General features: G+C 59.8%; 34 protein-coding genes and 1 tRNA gene. 1 reads left to right on the top strand and 34 read right to left on the bottom strand.

Annotation, left to right across the window (positions count from 1 at the left end):
- Positions 1–50: 50 nt before the first annotated feature.
- From DVR09_RS16140 to DVR09_RS16190, 11 genes are all read right to left on the bottom strand, one after another.
- A complete protein-coding gene (locus DVR09_RS16140) occupies positions 51–938 on the bottom strand; it encodes a hypothetical protein (RefSeq protein WP_115418296.1) in 888 nt (295 codons plus the stop codon).
- Positions 939–983: 45 nt separating this feature from the next.
- Positions 984–1,214, bottom strand: a complete 231-nt coding sequence (locus DVR09_RS16145) for a hypothetical protein (protein ID WP_234041631.1) — start codon at positions 1,212–1,214, stop codon at positions 984–986.
- Between the two features lies 1 nt (position 1,215).
- Positions 1,216–1,431: a hypothetical protein gene (locus tag DVR09_RS16150; RefSeq protein WP_115418298.1), complete on the bottom strand. Its 216-nt coding sequence runs from the start codon at positions 1,429–1,431 to the stop codon at positions 1,216–1,218.
- Between the two features lies 1 nt (position 1,432).
- On the bottom strand, positions 1,433–2,011 hold the full coding sequence (locus DVR09_RS16155; RefSeq protein ID WP_115418299.1) for a hypothetical protein: 579 nt from the start codon (positions 2,009–2,011) through the stop codon (positions 1,433–1,435).
- Between the two features lie 11 nt (positions 2,012–2,022).
- Positions 2,023–2,313 (bottom strand): hypothetical protein, encoded by a 291-nt coding sequence (locus DVR09_RS16160; protein WP_115418300.1) that lies wholly within the window; start codon positions 2,311–2,313, stop codon positions 2,023–2,025.
- Positions 2,303–2,554, bottom strand: coding sequence for a hypothetical protein (locus DVR09_RS16165; RefSeq protein WP_115418301.1), 252 nt, complete (start codon positions 2,552–2,554; stop codon positions 2,303–2,305). The genes DVR09_RS16160 and DVR09_RS16165 overlap by 11 nt, the downstream gene beginning before the upstream one ends.
- A 72-nt stretch (positions 2,555–2,626) precedes the next feature.
- Entirely contained in the window at positions 2,627–3,472 is an 846-nt protein-coding gene (locus tag DVR09_RS16170) for a DUF7007 domain-containing protein (RefSeq protein WP_115418302.1), read from the bottom strand.
- A gap of 34 nt (positions 3,473–3,506) precedes the next feature.
- Positions 3,507–4,223, bottom strand: a complete 717-nt coding sequence (locus DVR09_RS16175) for an N-6 DNA methylase (protein WP_162815051.1) — start codon at positions 4,221–4,223, stop codon at positions 3,507–3,509.
- A gap of 68 nt (positions 4,224–4,291) precedes the next feature.
- Complete coding sequence (locus DVR09_RS16180; RefSeq protein ID WP_115418304.1) at positions 4,292–5,146, bottom strand: hypothetical protein; 855 nt, start codon at positions 5,144–5,146, stop codon at positions 4,292–4,294.
- Positions 5,146–5,631, bottom strand: coding sequence for a hypothetical protein (locus DVR09_RS16185; RefSeq protein ID WP_115418305.1), 486 nt, complete (start codon positions 5,629–5,631; stop codon positions 5,146–5,148). The genes DVR09_RS16180 and DVR09_RS16185 overlap by 1 nt, the downstream gene beginning before the upstream one ends.
- Before the next feature lie 302 nt (positions 5,632–5,933).
- Positions 5,934–6,179, bottom strand: coding sequence for a hypothetical protein (locus tag DVR09_RS16190; RefSeq protein ID WP_115418306.1), 246 nt, complete (start codon positions 6,177–6,179; stop codon positions 5,934–5,936).
- Between the two features lie 274 nt (positions 6,180–6,453).
- Here DVR09_RS16190 and DVR09_RS16195 point away from each other — a divergent pair, with 274 nt between their 5' ends.
- Positions 6,454–7,914 (top strand): ATP-binding protein, encoded by a 1,461-nt coding sequence (locus DVR09_RS16195; protein ID WP_115418307.1) that lies wholly within the window; start codon positions 6,454–6,456, stop codon positions 7,912–7,914.
- A gap of 822 nt (positions 7,915–8,736) precedes the next feature.
- Here DVR09_RS16195 and DVR09_RS16200 read toward each other — a convergent pair.
- From DVR09_RS16200 to DVR09_RS16305, 23 genes are all read right to left on the bottom strand, one after another.
- Positions 8,737–9,186, bottom strand: coding sequence for a hypothetical protein (locus DVR09_RS16200; RefSeq protein WP_115418308.1), 450 nt, complete (start codon positions 9,184–9,186; stop codon positions 8,737–8,739).
- Positions 9,186–9,308: a hypothetical protein gene (locus DVR09_RS17825; protein WP_267899716.1), complete on the bottom strand. Its 123-nt coding sequence runs from the start codon at positions 9,306–9,308 to the stop codon at positions 9,186–9,188. The genes DVR09_RS16200 and DVR09_RS17825 overlap by 1 nt, the downstream gene beginning before the upstream one ends.
- Positions 9,309–9,318: 10 nt before the next feature.
- Positions 9,319–9,888: a hypothetical protein gene (locus DVR09_RS16205; protein WP_115418309.1), complete on the bottom strand. Its 570-nt coding sequence runs from the start codon at positions 9,886–9,888 to the stop codon at positions 9,319–9,321.
- Positions 9,888–10,418: a hypothetical protein gene (locus tag DVR09_RS16210; RefSeq protein ID WP_115418310.1), complete on the bottom strand. Its 531-nt coding sequence runs from the start codon at positions 10,416–10,418 to the stop codon at positions 9,888–9,890. Before DVR09_RS16210 ends, DVR09_RS16205 begins: the two co-directional genes overlap by 1 nt.
- Positions 10,419–10,478: 60 nt before the next feature.
- Complete coding sequence (locus DVR09_RS17315) at positions 10,479–10,643, bottom strand: hypothetical protein (protein WP_162815052.1); 165 nt, start codon at positions 10,641–10,643, stop codon at positions 10,479–10,481.
- Positions 10,640–11,158: a surface-adhesin E family protein gene (locus DVR09_RS16215; RefSeq protein WP_115418311.1), complete on the bottom strand. Its 519-nt coding sequence runs from the start codon at positions 11,156–11,158 to the stop codon at positions 10,640–10,642. The genes DVR09_RS17315 and DVR09_RS16215 overlap by 4 nt, the downstream gene beginning before the upstream one ends.
- A 236-nt stretch (positions 11,159–11,394) precedes the next feature.
- A tRNA-Leu gene (locus tag DVR09_RS16220) sits at positions 11,395–11,481 on the bottom strand.
- Positions 11,482–11,849: 368 nt separating this feature from the next.
- Positions 11,850–12,353: a hypothetical protein gene (locus DVR09_RS16230; RefSeq protein WP_162815053.1), complete on the bottom strand. Its 504-nt coding sequence runs from the start codon at positions 12,351–12,353 to the stop codon at positions 11,850–11,852.
- A gap of 707 nt (positions 12,354–13,060) precedes the next feature.
- Positions 13,061–13,333 carry a hypothetical protein gene (locus DVR09_RS16235; protein ID WP_115418314.1) on the bottom strand — a complete coding sequence of 91 codons (273 nt, stop codon included), beginning with the start codon at positions 13,331–13,333 and terminating at the stop codon, positions 13,061–13,063.
- Between the two features lie 148 nt (positions 13,334–13,481).
- Positions 13,482–13,760, bottom strand: coding sequence for a hypothetical protein (locus DVR09_RS16240; protein WP_115418315.1), 279 nt, complete (start codon positions 13,758–13,760; stop codon positions 13,482–13,484).
- Positions 13,761–13,762: 2 nt separating this feature from the next.
- Positions 13,763–14,083 (bottom strand): hypothetical protein, encoded by a 321-nt coding sequence (locus DVR09_RS16245; protein WP_115418316.1) that lies wholly within the window; start codon positions 14,081–14,083, stop codon positions 13,763–13,765.
- Between the two features lie 23 nt (positions 14,084–14,106).
- On the bottom strand, positions 14,107–14,805 hold the full coding sequence (locus tag DVR09_RS16250) for an RES family NAD+ phosphorylase (protein WP_115418317.1): 699 nt from the start codon (positions 14,803–14,805) through the stop codon (positions 14,107–14,109).
- Between the two features lie 2 nt (positions 14,806–14,807).
- Positions 14,808–15,212: an MbcA/ParS/Xre antitoxin family protein gene (locus tag DVR09_RS16255; protein ID WP_115418318.1), complete on the bottom strand. Its 405-nt coding sequence runs from the start codon at positions 15,210–15,212 to the stop codon at positions 14,808–14,810.
- 97 nt (positions 15,213–15,309) lie between these two features.
- Positions 15,310–15,993 (bottom strand): hypothetical protein, encoded by a 684-nt coding sequence (locus tag DVR09_RS16260; protein WP_115418319.1) that lies wholly within the window; start codon positions 15,991–15,993, stop codon positions 15,310–15,312.
- Positions 15,990–16,514, bottom strand: coding sequence for a hypothetical protein (locus DVR09_RS16265; protein ID WP_162815054.1), 525 nt, complete (start codon positions 16,512–16,514; stop codon positions 15,990–15,992). Before DVR09_RS16265 ends, DVR09_RS16260 begins: the two co-directional genes overlap by 4 nt.
- A 33-nt stretch (positions 16,515–16,547) precedes the next feature.
- Positions 16,548–17,165 (bottom strand): restriction endonuclease, encoded by a 618-nt coding sequence (locus tag DVR09_RS16270; protein ID WP_115418321.1) that lies wholly within the window; start codon positions 17,163–17,165, stop codon positions 16,548–16,550.
- Positions 17,162–17,857 (bottom strand): hypothetical protein, encoded by a 696-nt coding sequence (locus DVR09_RS16275; protein ID WP_115418322.1) that lies wholly within the window; start codon positions 17,855–17,857, stop codon positions 17,162–17,164. The genes DVR09_RS16270 and DVR09_RS16275 overlap by 4 nt, the downstream gene beginning before the upstream one ends.
- Positions 17,858–17,863: 6 nt before the next feature.
- Positions 17,864–18,355 carry a hypothetical protein gene (locus DVR09_RS16280; RefSeq protein WP_115418323.1) on the bottom strand — a complete coding sequence of 164 codons (492 nt, stop codon included), beginning with the start codon at positions 18,353–18,355 and terminating at the stop codon, positions 17,864–17,866.
- Positions 18,356–18,414: 59 nt separating this feature from the next.
- Complete coding sequence (locus tag DVR09_RS16285; protein WP_115418324.1) at positions 18,415–18,759, bottom strand: hypothetical protein; 345 nt, start codon at positions 18,757–18,759, stop codon at positions 18,415–18,417.
- A gap of 35 nt (positions 18,760–18,794) precedes the next feature.
- Positions 18,795–20,057 (bottom strand): DNA cytosine methyltransferase, encoded by a 1,263-nt coding sequence (locus DVR09_RS16290; RefSeq protein WP_115418325.1) that lies wholly within the window; start codon positions 20,055–20,057, stop codon positions 18,795–18,797.
- Between the two features lie 73 nt (positions 20,058–20,130).
- Complete coding sequence (locus tag DVR09_RS16295; RefSeq protein WP_115418326.1) at positions 20,131–20,874, bottom strand: hypothetical protein; 744 nt, start codon at positions 20,872–20,874, stop codon at positions 20,131–20,133.
- A 24-nt stretch (positions 20,875–20,898) separates the two neighbouring features.
- A complete protein-coding gene (locus DVR09_RS16300) occupies positions 20,899–21,405 on the bottom strand; it encodes a hypothetical protein (protein ID WP_115418327.1) in 507 nt (168 codons plus the stop codon).
- Positions 21,406–21,519: 114 nt separating this feature from the next.
- Positions 21,520–21,951 (bottom strand): hypothetical protein, encoded by a 432-nt coding sequence (locus DVR09_RS16305; protein ID WP_115418328.1) that lies wholly within the window; start codon positions 21,949–21,951, stop codon positions 21,520–21,522.
- Positions 21,952–21,991 lie beyond the last annotated feature (40 nt).

A 21,991-nucleotide genomic window follows, 5' to 3' on the forward strand; every position in this document is an offset into this window, starting at 1 on the left:
TACGGCCGCCCGCTAAAGCGAGCGGCCGCGCAGTGGTGTCGTGTGTGCGGTCAGATGACCTGCTGCGTGCCCATCGGGCCCGAGATGGTGAAGCTTTCGATCTCTTCCTTCGCAGCATCGATCTCGCACCGGTACTTGTTCCGGATCATGGCGCCGAAGCTGTTCTGGCTGTCGAAGGGGCGCTCGACGACCATGAGGTTGTCTTTGCCCATGCTGTATTTCCAGTGATGGAGGTCGAGGCTGCCGGGGCTGACGAGGACCTGTTCGAGGATGAGGTCGCAGAATGAGACGTATTCGATCTCCTTGTCGGCGGCGGCGCGCTGCTCAGGCGTCGCTTTGCACATGGCGATGGTCGACTGGGTGCAGGAGGGTTCGAGGTTCGACTCCGTCAGCTTGCCTGCCTTGAATCGTTCGAGTGCTTCTTCGGCCTGCGCCTGCTTCACCATGAAGCGGTTGCCGTTTTCGCAGTCGACGAACCAGACGGCCTTGCCCTTTTTCGAGACATCGGAGACGGCGCCGGAATTGACCTGGGTGCAGCTGTTGCTCTCGGCAGCGACGTAGATTGCGGCTGGCTCCAGCTCGTCGAGCTTCTCGAAGGTCTCCTTGCCGACCCACGAGTATGTCTCGGGGAACTCCTTGCGGGTGTACGGCATGACGAATTCGAGGGCAGGGGCCGCCTTGGCAAGGATGGCCTCATGGTCTTCTTTAGCCTCGGCAGCTTGCTCAGCCGCAGCTTCGGCTGCGCGGGCAGCCTTCTCTTCGGGCGTCGGTTCGGGAACGATGAGCCCGAACAGGACGAAGGATACGACCGCGCCAAGGGCATAGTGCTTGCGGCCCAGTCCTTCGGCGAAGGGCAGGAACTTACCCAGCGGGACGACGATGCCAACAAGGCAGGCGAGGAGGATGATGGCAAATAGGCCAGCGATTGCGTCTTGCATGACGTGTTCTTTCGGTAGGTGGTGACGAAACAGGCTCGAGCCGGGTTATCCGGCGGAGAAGCTGAGAAGGAGGCCGAAGATGGTTGTCGGATACAGGTAGATGAGGACGCATCCGACTGCTGCGAAGAACAAGCTCACCGTGAAGGTGAGCCAGAGCGCGGTTCCGCGTTTCAGGGCGGCTATGCCGGCAGCGGTGGTGGCGTCTGCTCGTGCCCGGGCCCCTGCGATCATGACGATCGCGAGGATCATCAATGAGCCGACGTAGAGGAAGATCATCTCAGCGGGCATGGCGGCTGGCTCCCATTGCGACGTGGCGCGGCGAAGTATCGAGCGAATGCTCGACAGGAGCAGATTGCTCATCGTCCTTGGAAAGTTCAGCTCCGACGATGAGGGCAGCGCTCATGGCAACGCCGGCTGCGATGAGCGTCGAGGCGACAATCGAGAAGTAGGCGAAGTTGCCCCAGCGGCCGAAGGCGGCGGTGAAGAGTTCCATGTCAGTTCCCTTCGGCGGGCATCAGCGATGACGTCTGACAGCCGTCGCGCGTCCAGTCGTCTGCCGTGCAGGTAGCTTGCCTATTCGTAAGCGTTAAAGCGCCCTGCTGTTCGAGCAGGACTGCCTTTTCAGCCTCCGCTTGCGATATGAAGAAGAACTCCAGATTGAGGTCATATCGGTGATCAGAATCACATAGCACGGCATACTCTAGTTCGCCGTTGTTTAGTCTGTGATGATTCACCGTGACTGCAACGATTTTAGGGCAGTTATTGCTTCGAGCAGCCTCAAGTCCAGCGCCAAAAATGTGGTTCTTGCTTTCTAGGGTGGCTTTTATCCCGAGCCTCTTTGCTGCCTCTTCAAGATCGTTAAGTGTGATATCACGCGAGCGATTCCGATGCTTGCGAAGGACTTCGTTATGCTCTGCAAATGCGATAGCCTGCTTCTGAACCTTGCGTTCCGCTGCATCAGCGGAAAATGCAGTTCCTGCATAGAAGGTAAGGGCTAGCGTCAGGATTGACACAGGGATGGCTGCGAAGATCGCGACACGTCGAAGAGGTTTATTTGAAACGGGAGTTTCCATAGGTGTTCCGATCAGTGCTTTGTTTCGACGGCTTCAGCGATCATCGCATCGCCATTGACGCCGCCGCCACGAATGACATCGCAGCGAGGATCATCGAGCGATCTGGGGCTAACCATCACGCTGTCGAGAGATGCGTCCTTCGAGGTGCGACCCTGGAAGCGGTGGTAGCCCGCATAGGTGCCGTCTTCGATTGCGCCTAGATAGTGCCAATACGGTCTCAGGCGGAATTTGCGGCCTTCGACTTCGACGATGCGGGAGCGTCGCTTTGTAGGTTTGGACGCCTCAACGGTTTCATGCCGCAATGGAAGCCTCCTTGGGCTTCTCGTAGTCTTCGACGGCGTCCATCGTGCGATCGCCGAGCAGGATGCCGGAGATTTCGGTGCGCGATGGATCTTGAGCAACCTCACGCGAAGAGGTGTCGAGAACGACCCCCATCTGCCAGAGGGCGTTGATCTCTTCCTGGGTGATGTCTTCATCAGGCTCCCATTCCTGCACCTTCTCCTGAAGGGTGGCGCCAAGGAGAGCGGCCATGCGGTCGGTCATGAGGAAGCGACCGGTCAAAAGATTTGCTTTCGGCATTTCGATACTCGTGGTGTGTGGGGTTGAAATGCGCGCTCAGGCCGCAGAGGCGAGAAGGTCGCCCTGGGCATTGCACGGCTGGTGACGATCCTCGTCGATGACGAAGCCGTAGGGGAGGTAACCCTCCCGATATTCGGCGCTGTCGACGAGGAAGTATGATGTAGGCGGAAGCTTAATCTGGTCGCCGCGGCCGCCGATGGCTGCCGAGCAGATAGTCTTCGTGCGGTCGGTTTTGAGATGGATCGCCGAATAGGTGATCAGCTTGCCCGCGTTCTTGGTGAAGAATTCGCGCCGGCGGAGCGTGCGGCTCTCGGATACGAGGACCTTCTGGCCGGTGACGGCCTCATACTCGTCCGGACGGCTGTCCTTCAGGGTCTGGTGCGCGAAGTTGAGTTCGCGGCTGGTGAAGAGATCGGGGAAAGAGAGAGCAACGATCGCCCATTCTTCGTCCTCTTCATAGGATCCGCCGTCCGAGCGCCAGCACTCGTGAACCTGGTCGTTCTGGTCAGGCTCGAGCATGAAGCCGCCATGACTTGCAGTCGTGACGTTCTCGATGCCTTCAGCGTAGCGTAGGCGCGACTGTGAGGCGCCCCACGGCGTCGGGACCATTCCCTCGACGCTCTGGCGTCGCAGCTTGCTGAGCTCGCTCTGGTGAGCCTTCAGAGGCTTGAGGAAGTCGAGGAAAGCTTCTTCGTCCTCGACGAACTCGGCGCTGGCACGAAGGTCGAGCGCGGAAAGCGTCGCGGGATTGCGCGGCGGGAAGCATTCGAAGACCTGATGTGTGCCGCGATCGGGGGACCGGCTGGGCAGCATTGCGTAGACGAGATTACCGACCCGGGTAGCGGGGTGGCCATCCTTGGTCTTGGTCAGCGTAATCGACATGGGGAATACCTCGGTTGCGATGGGGTAGGGTGGATCAGGCCGCGTCTTTGACGTCGGCTTCTGCTTGCTGCTTTTCGGCAACGAGCCGGTGATAGAGGGCAGGAGTGTGCGCGACTTCGCGCTGCTCCATGGCGATGGTGTCGCCCCAGATGACGGTCGCCGGGATGTTGTGGAGGCGACAAGCGATGTAAGTCATCCGGTGGCAGTGGCGGTCGATGTCCTGCGCGGTGACGCGCATATGCTTCTCGACCTCATAGCCATGGGCAACGACCTGCTCTGCGGTGGCAATGACCATGCCGCCCGAGCCGCAGGTCGGCTCGGACATTTCGAAGTAGCCGTGCTCGTCGATCGCGTTCTTGATGCAGTCGCTCGACACGGTGATGCCAGCCATCAATTGGCTGACATGATAGGGCGTGAAGAACTGGCCGAGAGACTTGTTCGAAGTCTCGAGCGACATGTAGATTTCACCCAGGTGGTCGGCAAAGTCGTCCTGAGCGAGGAGAGCGACGGTGGCAAAGAAGTTGCTCATCGCGTCGACCACCTCGCGGTCGTACTTGCCGACGATTTCGAGATATTCGTTCTCGCGGGCTTGCCAGGCGTCATCCCTCGGCTCGACGCCGTTGCGCAGGGACAGATACATGACCGAGACGAAGTCTTGGAACAGCGACGAAACCCGGTGACGGGGCGAAGCTGCGTCAGTGATGATCTTCGCCGCCTGCTTCACAGAAACAGGCGGGGGTTTCTTCGCCATGGTCTTTCTTTCATCCAATGAGGTCGTTCCAGTGGACGAACCCCCTCGTTGGAAACTTCCTTTCTGGGTCAGGCGGCCAATGGGAGACATGCCGGCTGGCACGAGGCCCATAGGGCGTCGAATTCGGGCGTGGTCGCGTGAGGGTCCTCGCCATACCAGGCAGTGATCGGATCGAAGTTCACCGCGTCGATGACGTGGTAGCGAAGCGTGCTGAGAGTTTTCTCGAAAACGCCGAGGGCAGGGTGGCCGAAGTGCCCCATGCCCTCAGACTGGTTCACATCGTCGATTAGGACAGCGTCCCATTCGTCTGCAGCTGCGAGTTTCGTGAAAGCAGTCGAATGATTCCACTGGCGACCTGTCAGTCCGCCTTCGCGGCCTGTGGCATAGTCGTAGACGCGAAAGTCGGCTGGCCGCTCGAGGATGAAGAGGCGTCCTTGCGCCTTATAGTCGGCGGGCAGGATCACATCGACGCTGTCGCGCTTGGCAGTCTTGACCCAGGAATATGACGATCCGTCGTATCCGAGGCTGGCCATATAGTCCTTGGCCTGCTGCCAAGTGGGGTGACCGTCAAGGACACGCCAAGAGCAGATGCGGTCTCGGTCATCGCGCTTGATGTCCAGCTTTCGCTCGTCGAAGCCGAGTTCGCGGAAGATGATGCGATTGATGTAGCTGTCAGGAAGCATGCGCTCCTGCAGGGTCCAGAGATAAGGCGGGGTCCACATAGTGGAGCCGGATGTCGCGGGACAGTAGGATTGAGCCACGACAGGGTCTTCGGCGGCCCAGCGGAGGCCGAGCGAAGAGAACGATTTCAGTCGCCCATCGAATTGCTCTAGCGTGCCGTGGAACATCAGACCATGGCATGCTTCGCGCGGGGTAGGGGAGTTGGCCAGTAGGTCGACCAGCCAGGTAGGGGTGCTGGTCATCAGGAGAGGGCTTCTTCCAGCGCTTCGGTGGGCGTCGGCTGGATTTCTGTCCAGCTGCCGATTTCGATGCCCATCTGGATCGGCGACAATTCGTCGGGGTTGGATCCGATGAGGGTTTGGTAGACGAGCTCATAGAGAGGCTCAGTCCGGAGCTGCTCTTCGCTCTCTGCGAATCCGGAGGCGCGCATGCGCTCGACAGCCTCGTCGCGAAGGAGTTCTTCGTCGTCGATCTGAACATCGATGAGAAGCTTCACGATGTCGCCGAAGGAGCCAGCATCGGTCCAGTCTTGGATTTCGATGCCAAACTCGTCTGGCGAAGCCATGTCGTCATTCGAGCCGTAGAGTGCTTCGAATGCGAGGTCGTGAAGTGGCTTGCCGCGGTGAAGTTCTGGCTCACTTTCGAACCCAGAATTGGCCATGCGGTTCGAGGCAACGTCACGGAGCAGTGCTTCGTCGATGACGTTGAGAGTGATTAGGAGCTTCACTGGAATTTTCCTTCAAAGGTGAGGGGTCAAACTCCCACCGAAAGATGCTTCATTTCGTTGAAGCCATCAGGCCACGCCGCTTGCGGTGCTTGTGGCCACAGATGCAGGTCCATCCGCCAAAGAGGACCTGGAGAGGCGTTCGAAGCTCTGCGTTCAGCAGGGTTCGATTACAGCGCTCGCATGGAGCTTTGCGCGACCGGCGTTTCCGGTCGTAAGCCCTATAGGCTGCAGCTGCGCGCTGAATGGCCGCGATCGGGATGCCGGGAATACGGTCATTCAGGCGCAACGCAGCAGCTTTCTGATTAGGCCTTGCGGACGTCGTTGACCTTCGCGTGGATGTTCTTCGGCTTGTTCGCGGAAGGCTTCACGTCCTTGGGACGGCTGGTGTTGTCCGGGAGCGGAAGATAAATGGTTTTCTGCTCAAGGTTGCGGAGAGCTTCGCGAACCTTCGAAGCCGGGCCGAACGAGGCGAGGTCGGGCAGGATCGCGGCGGATGCTGCGGTCGGAATCGTCGCAATACAGGCTGCGACGAGGAAGAACTTCTTCATTTCATTTCCCCTTTAGTGGCTAGCAAAGGCAACTTTGCGAGGCAGCTCCCGCTCGCACGCGACAGGAAGATTTGCCGTTGGCATGACGCAAATATCCTGATGCAGGGCGAGCGTTCAGGAACTTACCCTGAAACGAGCGCTTGTCTTATAGCGGGTTCCTGAAACATCCTGCAACCCGTAATAACCGCAGGTGCGGGTGCGGTATCAGATGTTTTTGGACAATTTGTCGAATCCGCTTAATAAGCGCAGTTGAATCGGAGGAGCAGTTCTTTTCGTGTTGTATGGTGTGACGGATGAGCAGGTCAGTTCGCTCCTGCAGAACTGGAAGGTCGGCGTTGTCGGCCTGAGGCCTGATTTCACGTTAGAATTCGTGAACGCCGAAGCTGAGCGCATCGACGGGAGGGTTGCCGAGGAGCTTATCGGCCGCAGTGTTTGGGAAGTACTTCCGAATGTTGTTGGGACCGAAGTGGAAGAATTGATCCGTCTCGCGATGGAAACACGCAAGGGTGGTACTGCTCCGCTGTATAGAACGTCACGCCCAGGTCGAACGATATTTCTGGAAATCAGAGTTCAGCCGTGGGGGAAGGGTGTTGCTCTGTTTATTCTGGATGTGACGAATTGGGTCCAGCTGGAATCCGAGAAGGAGCGGCTCGAGGAGAAGTATATGCTTGCCTCGCGCGCGTCGCCGGACATCCAGTATGAGTGGAATATCAAGGATAACATTTGGGATTCGCAAGGAGGGCATGAATCCCTGTATCCGGGCATTGTGACGCCTACAGAGATTGGCGAGTTCACAGCTAGGATACATCCTGACGATCGGGAGCGGATGAACACGTTGTTTCGTCAGACGCTTCTATCTGGAAAGGCTCACTGGGCATTCGAGTATCGGGTAAACCGGAACGGTGTGTGGGCAAATGTCGAGGACCGGGCCTTTATCGTCTATGATGAGGAAGGGATGCCAGTGCGGGCGGTTGGCGTGATGAAAGACGTCAGCGAGACCGCAGCCCGTCAGATGGAAATCACGCGGCTTCAGAGTGAACTGATACATGTATCGCGTGTCAGTGCGATGGGAACGATGGCGTCTGTTCTGGCGCATGAGTTGAACCAGCCATTGGCTGCGATCGGCTCGTATCTGGCGGGAGCGGAACGACTCCTGGAAGAGGCGGATGAAATAGACCGTGAGCTGCTTCTACAGGCGGTGAGGGAGGCTCATGCCGGCTCAAGCCGCGCTGGGAAGATCATCCAGCGCCTTAGGTCGATGACGATGAAGGCGGAGCATAAGCGTGACTGGACGAACATTTCCAAGGCGGTCGACAATGCAGTGTCGCTCGCGTTGATCGGCCGCACGGAACTCAGGGATACGCTGTCGATCGACATCTCGCCGAAGCTCCAGGTGCAGGCAGATGAGATCCAGATCGAGCAAGTCTTGCTGAACCTTATCAGGAATGCACTCGAGGCTAACGAAGAAGCTGGTCGCAGCGGTGTGAAAATTTCGGCTCGCGAGCTGTCGGTTGATATGATCGGCATCTCGATTGCAGATGTTGGCAATGGCATTCCGGCGGACCTGCAGCCGAAGCTTTTCGACTTCTTCGTCTCAACGAAGGATGACGGCATGGGAATTGGCTTGCCGATTTCCCGGACGATCGTCGAAGCCCATGGCGGAAAGATCAGCATCGAGGACCGCGAGCCGTATGGCGCGGTGTTCAGATTGATGTTGCCGATAAACGGCCACTGAGGCCGGCTTTCAAACTTCAGATGTGAAACCGCGTTCGCCGCGCTTTTGCGCGGTGTTTGATTGTGCGCGTCTGTGGATGGGACAGGCGTGAAGGTTGACGGATATGGGAATTCACAACATGAGATATGGTGTTAAGTATGGCTGCTAACTCATTGCGATTTAACATAATCTTCCTTATCAATCTAGGATTTCGCAACGCGTTGATTTTGCGAAGGATTTGTCGCCGCGGCCGCCGCGCGCGCCTGATAAGCCCCTGTTTTGCGGGGATTTGCGGTTTCCAAAGGAGACAGTTCAGCAATTTCGAAATGAGACTCTCTGGTGTCTCGATTGCTGATGAAAAAAGGCCCGCTCAATCGAGCGGGCCTCTTCTGGACAGTGTCCGTCGACTCGGTGATCGATCGTCACGGACACTGCGAGCCTATCGAAGATCGAGGCGAGCGCAAGCGTTCCTGTTGCGGTGGAGATTGGTATTGTGCCGGGAGTTTGAGTTCTCAGGTGAGTTCCGCCACCTTTAGGAAGGCTCCCTGGACATGCGTAGCGAAGGCCCCGGCACAAAGTCGATGAAGGCGTGAGGCTCGATGGAGTCCGTAATTCGAAGGATTGCAGCCGGACAATTGATGAAGTGAATTCTCGGGAAGTACACCAGTGGCCCGGCTGCAAACTCAGTATAGGGGATGACGGCGCCGGATGGCGCGCGATCAGGATATTTTTTGAATTTTGAGGATGAGGTTAGAAATGGAGGGGGTCGGCTCCCTTACAAGCGACCGCCCTCCACCGGACTCTCCATCCTGAAGGCCGCACTGAAGAAATTGCGGCATGCTGTCAATGGGTTGTCTCAAGGGCGAAATGCTCGTCGAGCAGCTGGATAATCGGATTGGCCCTGATCGTCGTAAGCATCGGTATGGATCTGCCGAGGAACTTCCGCTTTGCGAGGTCGAGGTCGCCGGATTCCACGGCAGATTGTATCTCGCCGAGAGTCTTGAGGCCGCAGTTCTTCATGATCGCGCGGGAGGCAACAGGAAGCTCGAAGCATGTGTCGATTTCCCATTCCCGCGGATACGGGAAGCCCTTGCGGAAGGATTCGATCGCGTAGCGCTTGTCGGCGTTGACTATGATCTGGGAGATCCGCCCAGTGGAGAGCCCTGCCCTCTGGGCAGCGTATTCGCGGCCGTGCATCGCGGCATCGATGTAAATGTCGCGATGCTCTTGGGAAATGCTGACAGGCTCCCCTGCCCGCAGCACGGCTATGTGGATTTTCTCGCGCTGGTTCATCACGGGTGGTTCGATGCGAGCATGTACCAAAGGCCGGAGACGACGATGGCCATCGCGGCAACGTGGCCGAGGAGCAGACCGATTGTATCGCGGTTGCGTTTGAGGGAGCGAAGGATTGGCATGTGTCAGTCCTCAGAAGCCACGGGTGAAATCGGCGCCGAGCACGTATGGCTTGCCGGTGTCGGGGTCTTCCTTGACCGTGCAGTATGCCTCGTAGCGTATCGGCGCACCGTAGGTGTTGTCGGCATCGAAGCTGACATTGATGCGAGTGCCCTGCTTCTGTTCGGCAGAGAGCGAGCGATATGCATTGAGCCTTGCGCGCTTATCTGCTTCGCGATTGTCCTCGAGCATCTTGCCCAGGCTTTTGGAAGCCTCACCCTCCGTGGGCTGGGAAAGCGTGCCAGGGAGCGCCGAAAGCACTGCGCAGACATCGCTTGGCCAACCGATGGCTGGGCATAGCTCCTTCTGGTATGCGAAGCTGACTGGCCCGACTTCAGCGGGTTCGCTCTCGTCCCGGTATCGAGAGATCGTGCTGGGCGTATCGATGGCGTATTCCATCCAGTCGCGACAGGCCTTCTCTGCCTCGGTTCGCACGGGCAGAGTGTAGACGTAGATGCCGCAGAGGGCGAAAAGAACGCAGGCGAGGAGCGCTCCAATGCGCTCACCGGTCCAAGTTTTTCTGAGTGGTACGAACTTGGACATCAGGAATCCTGCTCGGCTGTGTCGCGGATGATTTCGCGGAATTGCAGGGGTGTGCCCGGCATGTCGCGATATTCAGGGTCGCCCTCGTCGCAGAAGATTTCGAACACGGTGCGTTCGGGGGAATCGACCGAGGTAGGTGGAACTGCCTCCCAAGGCGCGTCCTTGCTCGATGCAGTGCGCGTTACGCCGCTATCGAACTGCTTCATGCGGCTGGTGATGCGGTAACGCCGCTCGTCGCAGTCGAGGTTGAGAAACGAGAGCGCGATCGAGGGCTCATATTCGGGAACTGTTTTATCGGGCGCGATGGTAGCGACCCAGAGACCAGCTGGCGTTTTCTCGCCGACATTGGCGGCGATGAACTGGCCTCCGCCGCCGAAGACTACCCAGTCTTCTTCGGGTTGCTGATAGAGAGCAACGAATCTGGGCGCGACAAACATGATGAACATCGCAGCGGGGATGAGGATGGCCGCGGAGATAATGAGCATAAGCCTGCGGCTGGGCTTTTTGGTCGGAATGGAAAGCTTGCTCATGTGGGTTCCTTGAGGAGCGTCTGGGAAGGTTTAATGGCGGCTTTGGATCGGCTGAAGCGGTTAGTAACCAGCTAGTGTGAGGCAGCTGACGAGGAGGAGGAATGCGCCGCTGAGCACAATGGCGAGGCAGACGGCGATGATGAGGCATAGGACGCCGAGCGTGATGAGAATCTGTCCGGCTCCGACGTCTTCTAATTCAGGCGGAGCTGCAATTTCGTTTGTCATGCGGGTTCCTTTAGGAGCGTCTGGCGAAGGTCGAAGGGCGTGCCGTTGATCGGCTGGCGCGCGGTGTCATCTGGATGGCAAGCGACCTGGTAGATCGGATGTTCGATGGTGTCGGCGGAGGCTGGTGGGACCGGCTTCCAGGCGGGAGGAGCGTCAGGCTGGTCAACTGTTTGACCGCCATCGTCCGAATGCGTGACCGACGAGTTGACGCGGTAGCGCATGGCTTCGCAGTCGACCTCGGTCAACATGAGGATAACCGCAGGTTCGAAGGGCCGGAGGGCTCGACTGTTCGAGACCGCGGCGATCCAGAGGCCATCGGGCGATTGTTCGCCGAGATTGGCGGCCAGGGTGAAGCTGTGCTTCTGCCCGAAGACGCTCCATCCCTCCTCTCGCTGAAGGGAAGAGAGGACGAGGAAGACTGTGCCGGCGGCGGCCAGGAGCGAGGCCAGCGTGATCGCCAGCCAGTATCGCAGGTAGAATGGCTGCCGGGTGGCATCTGGTGTGGTTTCGGTCATGCGGGTCTTCAGTAGAGGCCGGCTGCGTAAGCGACGGTCAGGATGATCGAGATGCCGAAAGAGACCCAGCCTGCGCGGATGAGCGCGCTGGGTTTTTCATCGCGGCCGTTGCTGCGTTTCATGGAGTGCCCTTTCGGGAGCATTATAGAGGATGTGCTGGGGTGGAGGGCGCATAGTCGCCCTCCCCGGTCCCCTGCAGCGGATGCTGCGGAGTGAGGCGCCTGAAAGGAAGGTGTTGGTGCCCAGAAGAGGATTCGAACCTCCACGCCCTTGCGAGCGCCGCCACCTGAAGACGGTGCGTCTACCAGTTCCGCCATCTGGGCACGGGAGCAAGGGAGATCTTGAAGGCTGCCTTGCAAGGTAGGAGCGCGCCGATAGCTGCGCGATCTGGATCTTGTCAACGATTCCTGGCGTCAGTCGGAATCTTCGAGCTGCCATTCCCCGCAGGTTGCGCAGTGAGCGTCACCGATGCCTTGGTTGAAAGTGACATTCTCGTCATCACCGCAGTGGATGCACTCGATAGGTTCGAGATTGCATCCTGCTGCGAGCACCGTGTGAACGGTGATTTTTGGCGAAGGGGGAGCGGCAGCGAGGGGCATAGATTTCATACCTTTTCCGAATTTCACGGAAAAGTGCCCTACCCCTCCCCTAGCCTTCCGCGATGCTTGGCTCGCGGAAGGCGTTGAGAATATCAGATAAGGTGTGTGCCGCGATTGAGCGCGGCAGACACGTCGGGATCGACGACGCAGACGAGATTGCGCAATCCGCCGCGGTTGGCGTGATTGGTGGCGTAGCCTTCGTAGAGGCGCGAGACGAAGCCTGCCTTTTCGAGATCGCCGAGGACGCGGGAGAAGTTGTCGGCGCCGGCGGCACAGACGCGCTCTTCGACGGCGGCATCGATGACCTTCTGGGCTTCGAACATGTCGTCGGGCAGCTCGTCGGCGAGTTCTTCGCGCACCCGCTCGATGAGCTTCTTGCGACGCTGCGAGCGGCCGGAGATCCGCGAGAGGCGCTTGCCGACCCAGTGACGCAGGGCAAGGTGCTGACCCTCATCTTCGATGAAGGGGCCTACCCTGGTGGAGCCTGTAGCCTGTTCGACGAGGAGATTGAGAACGGCGAAGGCGTAGCGCGGCCGATCGGATACGTCGGAGAGACGATCGAGGATGGAGCCGACATTGAGTGCTGCTTGGCCCATGGCGCTCAGTACCCTTTTGAATCCTGCTTTGTTCTGCATTTCGTTTTGGCAGAATCTGGGGATTTTTCAAGGCCTGAAGGGCGAAAAGTGTAGTGATTCCCGAAAGATGCAGGAGTGGACTGGCAATTACGACAGTTTGCCCTGCGCCTGCGGCGCCGCCTGGACGTTCCGCAGCTGTTCCGCGCCACCGATAAGGTATTGGAATTGAGTCATTTCCCGGCTGCGGCGAAGAGAACTGGCCATAACGACAGTTTGCCCGCGCCCTGCGCCGCCGCAAAACGCAACCGTAGCGTGTCTCGCTGCCGTTATCGGGGCTGAAAACTAGCTAAAAGCGAGTTGGGAGTGGAGATGCGAGCTCCACGTTTACCGATAACGAGACGCCTGCAGCAGGCCTTGTAGCGCCCTGCCCTGCTCCTGGAACGTCGGTTCTGGGATAGGCAGAGGCAGCCTTGTCTTCCCCCCAATCTGTCTGCCGGGGGAATGCAGCCTGAGCAGACGCGAGAATGAGCCGGGATCGTGATGCAGGATCGTCGCCGTAAAGGCGCAAGATCGAGGCCTGGTGCCCCCTTAAAATGGCATCTGGGGCGCAACGGTGGCGGCAAATGGGCTTTTCCGCGGCCGCAGGCCGTGGGCAAACTGTCACAAGTGACAGCAGCCCATTTGGGCTCTGCCTGCAGGCTCAGCGCGGGGCGTCGATGGGATTTCGCTTATCGGCGCGCAGCGCTGAAAACGACGAGTTTGGAGCCGTCGGCGATCGCATTGTGATCCAGCCAGTGGCACAGCTCGGGATGCTGCTCGCGCTGCTCTTCGGAAAGGTTAGCGCCGATGAAGAGGTCCTCGCGCTTGGACTTCTCCGCTTTCTGATAGATTTTGCCGCGCAGGATGCGGCCGTCTTTCTTGACGGTCATGGTGTAGCCCAGCTCCTTGAGCTCGGCCTGGGCTTCCTCGACGGTGTTCATCATCTTGCGGATGAAGGTCATCTTTCATCTCCTTTCCAAGTTCACGCCGGAAAGGCCCCTTCCCTGTCCTGCCGGCGGCATCGTCGCCGGACTGCCGCTCATGGCCGCGACTGCCGCACTGCAAGCTGCAAGCACGGGAGATGGATTTTCGGTTGCAGGGACCGGGTGGTCAGTTCGACCATCCCTCCCCCAGCTTCTTCGCACATGTCGACCCGACATAGTCGACTTCGACCAGGTTTCCGTCGAGTTCGTAGTCGAAGGCCGTCTTGGACGGCGTCATCCGATCCCATTCGCTCACAGGGATAGCCTCGTACTCATCGAGGAAATAGCGAACCTCGCACTTCCCGCCCTCGGACTTCAGGCTGCGGGCGCACATAACGCAGTGCGGGCCGGAGCCCTTGGTCCGGAAATCGGGATCAAGCCACTTGGTCTCGTATTCTGCGGCCACTATCAGGCCCAGGTCGTTTCGCAGGGCGCTTGGGAGCGGTCTTCGCAGCGGCAGGCGACGATTTCGTAATTGTCGAGCACCTTGATCGCGATCTCGTCGTGAAACTCGTCGAGAGCCGCCTCGATGACAGGATCGTCGCCCTCATCGACTTCCCGGGCAGCTGCTGCCTCAGGGTCGATCGAATAGCCATAGTAGCCGGAAATCGCATCGCGGTTCGCGTCATCAAGGTCTTCCGGATGCAGCTGGGCACCAGCAACAGCGGCGACCTGAATGATGACGTCGAGCTTCTCCGGCCCGGCGTCGGGGGTCGTGGTGGTATTCATGGGACTCTCCATGGATTGTAAGGTCAGTCGGCGTCGCTGCCGAATGCGAGTTTCTCGTAGACGACAGTGATCGCATCACCGTCCCAGCGATACGTCAGGTGCCGCTCCTGGCGGCAGTCGGAAAGCATGCGCGGCCGGAAGACAGCAACGCAGGTGCCGCCCTCGTCGCGCACGCTGTTGTAAATCAGGCCGTTCGAGCCTTCGGCGCGCAGCCGCGCGGCGAGAGCCTGGCTGACGCTGTAATCGTCCGGATCGTAGATCGCCGGCGGAGCACCCTCGCGCAAATCGTCGAGGTCGCCGTCGAGCTTGGCTACGTAGCAGCGCATGTCGATGTCGATCGGCGGGGTGTTGGTCCGGGCGAGGAAGGCCGCGCGGTGGTGCTTTGTCTCCTCGACCGCGGTATCGATGTCCACGGCCGCGTAATAGGCGCCGAAGGCGGGCGTTGTGAAACGCCCGCCATGAGGATTGAGATGGGTGAAGGCGGCCATGATGGGCGTCGCACCCGGCCCCGTGACACGGTCTTCGACCGGCACGAGGCTCAAGTCGCCCACGTCTTCGCGCAGACGGTCGTTGGTCATGCTCTCGATTTCGAAGAGCGTTTCCAGCTCATGCGGCTCGACAATCTCGTCGAAGATCGAGACCGGCGGATAGACCGAGGCGACCAGACGATGGACGCGCCAACCCGTGGCCGCCAGCGGCGGCTGATATTTCGAATCTGCCATGGTCAGCCCCGTTCTGCGTCGAGATACTGGCGGACGATCTGGAGATCGCCGACATTGCCGGCCGTCATCCGGTCGAGCGCGCTGCGGCCGCCGAAGATCGGCGCCGTGTTGGGCTGGCGGATCCAGTCGTCGGCAATCTGGCGCACCGGCAAGAGGATGTGGAGCGCCTTGTAGATCCCGAGGATGTACGAGATGCGCTCAAGCTTGTCGCGATCGATGCGCGACACCTTGCCGGCCTTCCAGCTCTGGAGCGTGGAGCGGCTTGTGAGGCCCAGGAGGCTCATCTGCTCCTTCTCGTCGAGGTTCCATGCCTTGGCGATGTTGAAGAAGGCACGGAGAGCCACAGCGCCCTTATCGGCGCTGGGTGTCTGCGGTTCTGCAAGAGCTGCGTGGGCCACTTCTTTCATCCTTCAAGTCTGCCTTGGTCAGAATATACACATATCTGTTGGATATGTCCATATAATGAACATTGCGGCTCGGAAGTTCCGCGCTGCTCAGCGCGGGCTAGCCGTTGATGCGCACTGGCGTGAAGTGGATCGGCCGAAACTCGAAGCCGAATTCGCCATCTTCAAGGCCGGTGATCTCGCACCCCATCGGGAGAGCCTCGATCTTGGCGTCGAGAGCGTCATCCTCGGTGATGAGATAATGCTTGTTCTCGGCATCGGTCGAGACGATGCGGCCGTTCCAGTAATCTGTCGGCAGCACGAGGTGCATTTCCATCTGCTGCTCATGGCCGGATTTCTTGTGGTGACCCTCGACGTGCTCGAAGATGTCGACGAACAGATGGCAGTCGGTTTCATCGAATGCCTGGAAGAGAGCCTTCGGGTTGGCGCGCGGATCGATGTTCTCGAATTCGACGGCGAGGTCGACCCAGCGGTCGAGCAAGGTGCGCAACCACGTTTCGTCGATGACGCCGGTGCCGAGATCCTCGTCATCGAGCGCGAGGGTCTTATCGACAACGCGAAGACTGTTTTGGCCGTCAGGGCTGATAAGGCTGATCTCGATCTGCTCGGCGCTGACGCGCGCGAGGATCTGACTGCCTTCGTCGAGAACGAGGCGATAAGCGCCCGGCCCGCTGTCGTCGCTGGCGAACTCTCCGAGGTCGCAGCTGCAGAGGCGGCGGAGATTGTTGAGGGTGATGAGCATGTTTGCCGACCAGTCGGGCTGCTGGGCTCCGAGGACTTTCATGGATTCTTCCTCTTGTAGGCTGCGATGATGGCGGCGGCCGGCGTTTCACCGTGAGCGATGGTATCCCATTCGCGGTCGTTGATGGAGCCGGTTTTCTCGGTGACGCGCCACAGGTCGGGCTCGTCGTCGTCGCCGTAGACCTTGCCGTCGAAATCCAGCTCGAGATTGCGGTGTTCCCCGAACCAGGTGAGTGCGGCCTGTAAGGTTGCGACCTCTTCTTCGGGCTCTTCGCACTCGAAGAAGTAACGGACGGGGTACGCGCCTTCGTCGCGTGCTCGCATGAAGTCGCCCCCGCAGGTGCATCGGCGTCCGAAAGCGTCAACGCAAATTGCGGGGACCTGAGCGCCGGTCACGAGGCTGCTGGCGACGGTAAGGCGCTTGGTCGCCTTGGAAACCCAGTCCTCGTAGCTGACGAACTCCCCTGCCCACTTCGGCATAAGAGAGGTCTCAGTGGCGGGACGGGGCCAAGACGTACCGACGTGGATGGTCGGCGCCCGTTCGGGCGTTGCTTCAGGCGGCATGGAGAGTTCCTTGAAGGCTGATGGGCAGGCTGGTCAGGCAGCCAGCCGCGGAAGTTCGATTTCGATGGGCTGACCGGCGATCAGCGAGGTCAACGACGATCCGGAGATGATGGTCACCGGGCTACCGCGCAGGCGGGACTTGGGACCGGTGCGGCCGGTATGGATGAAAAGGCCCGGCTTACCGCGCTGTCGACACAGGCAGCTGAAGGCTGCGACGTGCTCGGGCGTGATGGCCTTGCTGTAGCGCTTGGTCTGCACGAGGTACCACATGTCGTCGATACAGATCTGCCCGTCTACGCCGCCATCGCCAGTGTAGGCGCGGTTGCGCTTCACCTTGTGGCCAGCCGCTTCCGCTGCATCGAGAACGAGTTCTTCGACGGCGTGAGGGTTCATCTTGCGGATGTAGTTGATCACAGCGCCGGGATTATCGAGGCCGATCCGCTTGAGACGCTTGAGCGCGGCGGCTGCCTGAGCGCGCATCTTCTTGTGATAGGGGTTCGGCTTCTCACGCTTCTGGCCGACAACGACGTAGAGCGTAGCGAGCGCGCCGATAATCGTGACGAAGGAAATCGCAAGCACGAAGATGTTGAACTGCGATGTGAATGCCTGGATCGCGAGAAACAGGAGGTCTGGTGAGGGCTGAGAATTCATGCTGCGGCGGCTCCGGTGTTTTGGTCTTGGCCATGCTGCTCGGCGAGCACGGCAATATCTTTGCTGGATAGCTGGCCAGTCAGCCCGGCTATGAGCCAGGCCGCGTTGGCGGCTACGTGGATCGTGGCTTCGGTGATCTTGCCCTGTTGCAGGGATTCCAGCCGACGACGGGTGATGACGACGTTTTTCGTCTCATCCCAGCAACCAGCGTTCTGGCTCCAGCTGGCCTCCCACTCGTCTTCGTCGCTCTCTCCGTCAATATCGTAGATATACGAGCCTGTAGCGACGGCGGCGTGGATGAGCTGGTGAAGGCGAATAGGCCTCCCTTCGTCATCGGTGCTCTTGGTGATGGCGACCATGGTGTTGCGGGTCATGCGGGCAAGCGCGAGCGCGAAGACGTCGCAATCGCCGTTTACATAGGCTTCCCGAATGGTGGAGCCGGCATGATGGCGCTCTGGCGAAGGAATTTGCCCGATCATGTAGATCAGTTCTTCGACGTCACCGCGATTGGCCCAGCCGATAGCGTGCACAATGGCGCTTCCACGCATGAGCCACATTGAGGCGTTGCGGGTGTCGACCTTGGCCCAGGCCTCGAAAGAGGCATCATCGACGACCACATGGCGCCCTCCTGCCTCATCAAGGCCGAGTAGCCAGTAGGCGTTGTCGATAGGAAGGCGGTGAAGGAGCGTCATGGGTGATCAGGCCGCGCGCGAAAGCGGGTCGATGCCCATGGAGGAGAGGACAGCCTCGGCAATGCGTTCCTTGTGCTTCTCGATCACGGCTAGCTCTGCGTCGTCCGTGATATTGCCGAGAAGGCCGACTACGCCGATCTTGGCGACAGACTTCGCGGTGCAGCCGCGTACTTCAGGAGTCGACGAGCGCCAGCCGAGAGGGGCGGTAATCCCGCTACTGGAGGGGATGCCCTCATCCTCGTCGGAAACGACTTCGATCTCGCGCTCGAAGGTGAGCGACTGTTCGATGCCTACCGACTGGAGGTCGATACGGCTCATGTCGCCCTCGGCGTCATTGGAATCGTCGTTGCCTTCGAAGTGCTCGAGCGTGATCCACGGCTTGAAGAAGCCGACGCCAGGCACAGCGAAGCCCTTTGCGATGCCCGTGGGAGCATACTGGATATCGAAGCCTTCAGGGACTTCGATGGTCTCGGTGATGGATACTTTGATCTGCGGCATGTGGGGTTCCAGCTGATGAGGATATTATAGAGGATGCTCAGGAATTATCGGCGCGGGCGTTATGCCTTTCGGGCGCGCGTGACCTTCGCAGCTTCGTTGAGCCAATCGCGTCCGCAGAAGTCTGCGAGCAGGTGAATGATGGTGCGCTCATCGAGCGTGCTTTCCTCGGTGGGTTCGAAATCACCCAGTGTGTGCATGGGATGGTCGATGTCGTTGTCCCAACTGGGCTGTAAGGGAAGGATGCCGACAGCCTCGGGGACGAAGAAGAGGTTGTTGTCTTCGAGAGCGCAGGCACCCCGCAGCCGCTTGAACTGCTCGGGGGTCACTTCGCCAGTGATGACGAAGGATCCGGCCTGCTTGTAATTCGCGCCGTCGCGATAGCCGTAGTGAATGCGGGTGTTCATGGTTCTGGTCTTTCGTGAGATGGAGCGGAGGGGCCTCAGGCCGCTTTGCGCTTGGGCGCGGAGCGGATAGGCTGTAGGAGAGATTCATCGCCGAGCGGGACAACCTCGCTTGGTGCGGCTGGGGCTAATCCAGCCGCCTTGGCGATCGAACTTCCGATGGCCCTGCCGAGGAGCGGCGGGACCGAATTTCCGAGCTGGCGATAGGCTTGAATTTTCGACGTTGAGAGCCGCACCCAATCAGGTACGGAATGGAGCCGGCAAGCCTCGCGGGCGGTTACGACGCGAGTGCCCTTCGTGTGGATGGGAACGACAGCGGTAAAGGAGCCATGCTCAGCATTGCTTCCGGCGCGCAGCGTAAGCGAGAGGCCATCAGGGTCGAGACGGTGACGGCGGCTGGTGGGTTCGTTGCCGCCAGGAGCGGTAGCAGCGAAGCGTTCGACAGAGGCCGGTTCGTGACGGGTCCGCTGCGAACAGGTGAGCCGGTCGCGCCGCCAGTCACGCTTGTAGCTAAGGTCGTCGGCATCGTTGACGAGGCCGGCCATCTGCATGCCGTAGCGCGAGGTCGGGGCGATAGGGTCGATATCTACCCAGTCGCGATCCCAGAGCTCATCGAAGTCGTCTGCGTCGGCAAGGCCGTCGAAGGCGTCCCGGACGGTGGGCGTTTTGTGGAGCCACAGGTCTTCGCCTTCACCATGGGTCGGCTGAGGATACTCAGGGGCGGCCCGGTCATTGCGGTGAATGAGCAGGAAGACACGTTCACGGCGCTGCGGCACGCCGAAATCGATAGCGCGAAGCGTGCGGGGCTCGACCATGGAGTAGCCGGCGCGGAACAGGGTTTCGCGCAGGTCGTCGAGGATCGGCGCATTCTGCTGCTGCAGGAGAGTGGGAACCTGCTCCATGAGCATGTATCCGACACCCATTTCGATGCCGTGCTGGACGAAGCTGTCCATCAGCTTCGTGCGCGGGTCATTCGGGTCTTTCTTACCGATGGCGCTGATCGACTGGCAAGGAGGCCCCCCGATGATGGCATCGGGAGTGCGCCCGAGCGCGAGTGTGTCGATGTCCTCACCAGCCGGCAGAGCATTGCGAATGGCCTTGGACTGGTTCTCCATGAGATCCAGCGTGAGGCTCTTGCCGTAGCTGAAGAGATATTCGTGCGTGGCGGTATTCACCGGCTCATTGTCGACGCCTACGTCGATATCGAAACCAGCCTGTTCGAGGCCGAGGCTCAGTCCTCCGAAGCCGGAGAACAGTTCGACCACGCGGCCGCGCCGTGTCGGGGTACTGGGAGCGGTCATCACTTTTCCTTCGAGAAAGGGGGGCAATCACCCGTTGGCGAATGCCCTCCCCTTCCCTTCCTGAAGGATGAAATCAGGCGGCCTGGCTCTTGCGCAGTTCCGCCACTTCATCCGCGAGGTGCTTGATCGCCTCTGCGGGCGTCATGAACGGGCAACCGGCCTCGTCGCGTGCCAGCGCGGCGGCTTCCCATTCGGCCTTGTAGTCGACGTCCTGAATGGAGCCCTTGCTGATATGGGTCAGGACGCCCTCAGCGAAGGTGCGATCACGGTCGCGCTCGTTGGGGCCGGCTTCGTCCCAAGTGCCCTCGCCCCAGTGTGCTTCATGGCCAGCCTTGGCAGCCTGCTCGACATCGTCCTTGGTGATCGGCTTCGGCGGCCGATTGGCCTGTTCGAGCGTAGCGAGGATGGTGTCGATGTGCTCGTAGCAGAAGACGCGAACCTTCTGCCAGGCGAAGTAGGGCAGATTGCCGTCGTCTTCGGCCTCGATGGCGCGGGCGTTGTCGACGAGCTCCTTCAGCTTGGCTGCGAGCGCGCCGCGGTCTTCGGTACCAGCCGCAGCGGCGTTCCAGCTCGAGAGGAGGTGGTCGCACAGGGCATCGAAATGCTCATCGTCCCAGGTGTTGGGCTCGTCGAGGCGCGATAGCGACACAAGGACGTTGTCGCCGCGGTAGAAGCGGGTTTGGTTGATGCGGAGAGGATAACCCTCTTCGTCTTCCGCTTCATCGTCGTCGATCATCGAGTAGTTGTGGTCGTCTTCGATCACGGCGATGGTCGGCATTTCGGTTTCGAGGGGTTCTTGGACCGGTGGGATGGCCATTGGGTAATCCTTATGCAGCTGGGCTTAGTTTCCGGAGGTCGCGAGATCTTCGGTCTCGCTGCTGTCGGGCGATGGGAGGTACTTGGCCTCAGGAAGCTCGTCTTCCATGTCGGCTTCGATGAAGTCTTCGAGATCAAGCTCGCAGGCCTCGACGCGATAGTTCTCGCCCTTGCAGGGTGCGGCGAGGGTCCAGGTCGTCACCTCGCGAATGATGCTCTTCGCTTCCTTGTAACTGGTACGGGTAGGCGAAGAGCCTTCGTGCAAGGTTGCCTTGGCGGCTTTGGCATTCTCGAATTCGAGGAAGTGGACGACCGAACGCATGCGGTATGGGAATTCGTTGCCGGAGCCCTTGATGGCTCCGGTCATGTCATCGACGCGCAGGAAGACTTTTCCGCCACCTTCGGCGATCGAGTAGATCGGACCGTCGTAGAACGCGAGTTCTTCGGTGATCCGAAGGTCGGTCGTATAGGCATGGCCGTGCATGTTTTCGCCTTTGGCGAAGGGGCCAGCCGTGGTCTTGTTGCGGATCATGTGCAGGTCTCTTGATGGCGTGGGGAATGAGCCAGACGAGAGGGGTGTCTCGTCTGGTCATTATAGGATGAAATCGAAGCATTCCGGCGACCGGTTGGCCGCCTGCGCTAGCGGTCAGGCCGGCTCGACTTCCTTGAAGAGGTCGTCGGCCGTCGCGACGCCGTAGTGCGTTGCAACCTGGGCGAGGATCTCGGGGAGAACCTTCAGGGACTCTTCGTGGAACTCGCGGACCTTCTTCTCGGTGACGCGCGCCTTCTCGAAGCGGACGGTGCGATGATAGTCGCCGGCGCCGTCGGCATAGGTGCCTGACTGGTAACCCGAGCCATAGGAGGAGGTGCGGCAGCCTTCGCTGACGAAGAAGACGCTGGCCGAGGTGACGATGCCGCCCGAGGTGCGCTTGTGAGTGTTGATCTCGAGGAAGGCAGGGGCCGGAGGGCCGCCCATCGGGCTGCGGTCGCCTTCGGCCTGGATGACAGCGGGCAAAGCGATGCGGGTGCTGGCTTCCCAGCCGCTCTGGCCCTTCTTGACGGTGGTATCGAGGTTCATGGCAAATATCCTGTTTTGGGTGGGGGAGAGAAGGAAATTG

The organism is Erythrobacter aureus (assembly GCF_003355455.1).
Classification (GTDB): Bacteria; Pseudomonadota; Alphaproteobacteria; order Sphingomonadales; family Sphingomonadaceae; genus Qipengyuania; species Qipengyuania aurea.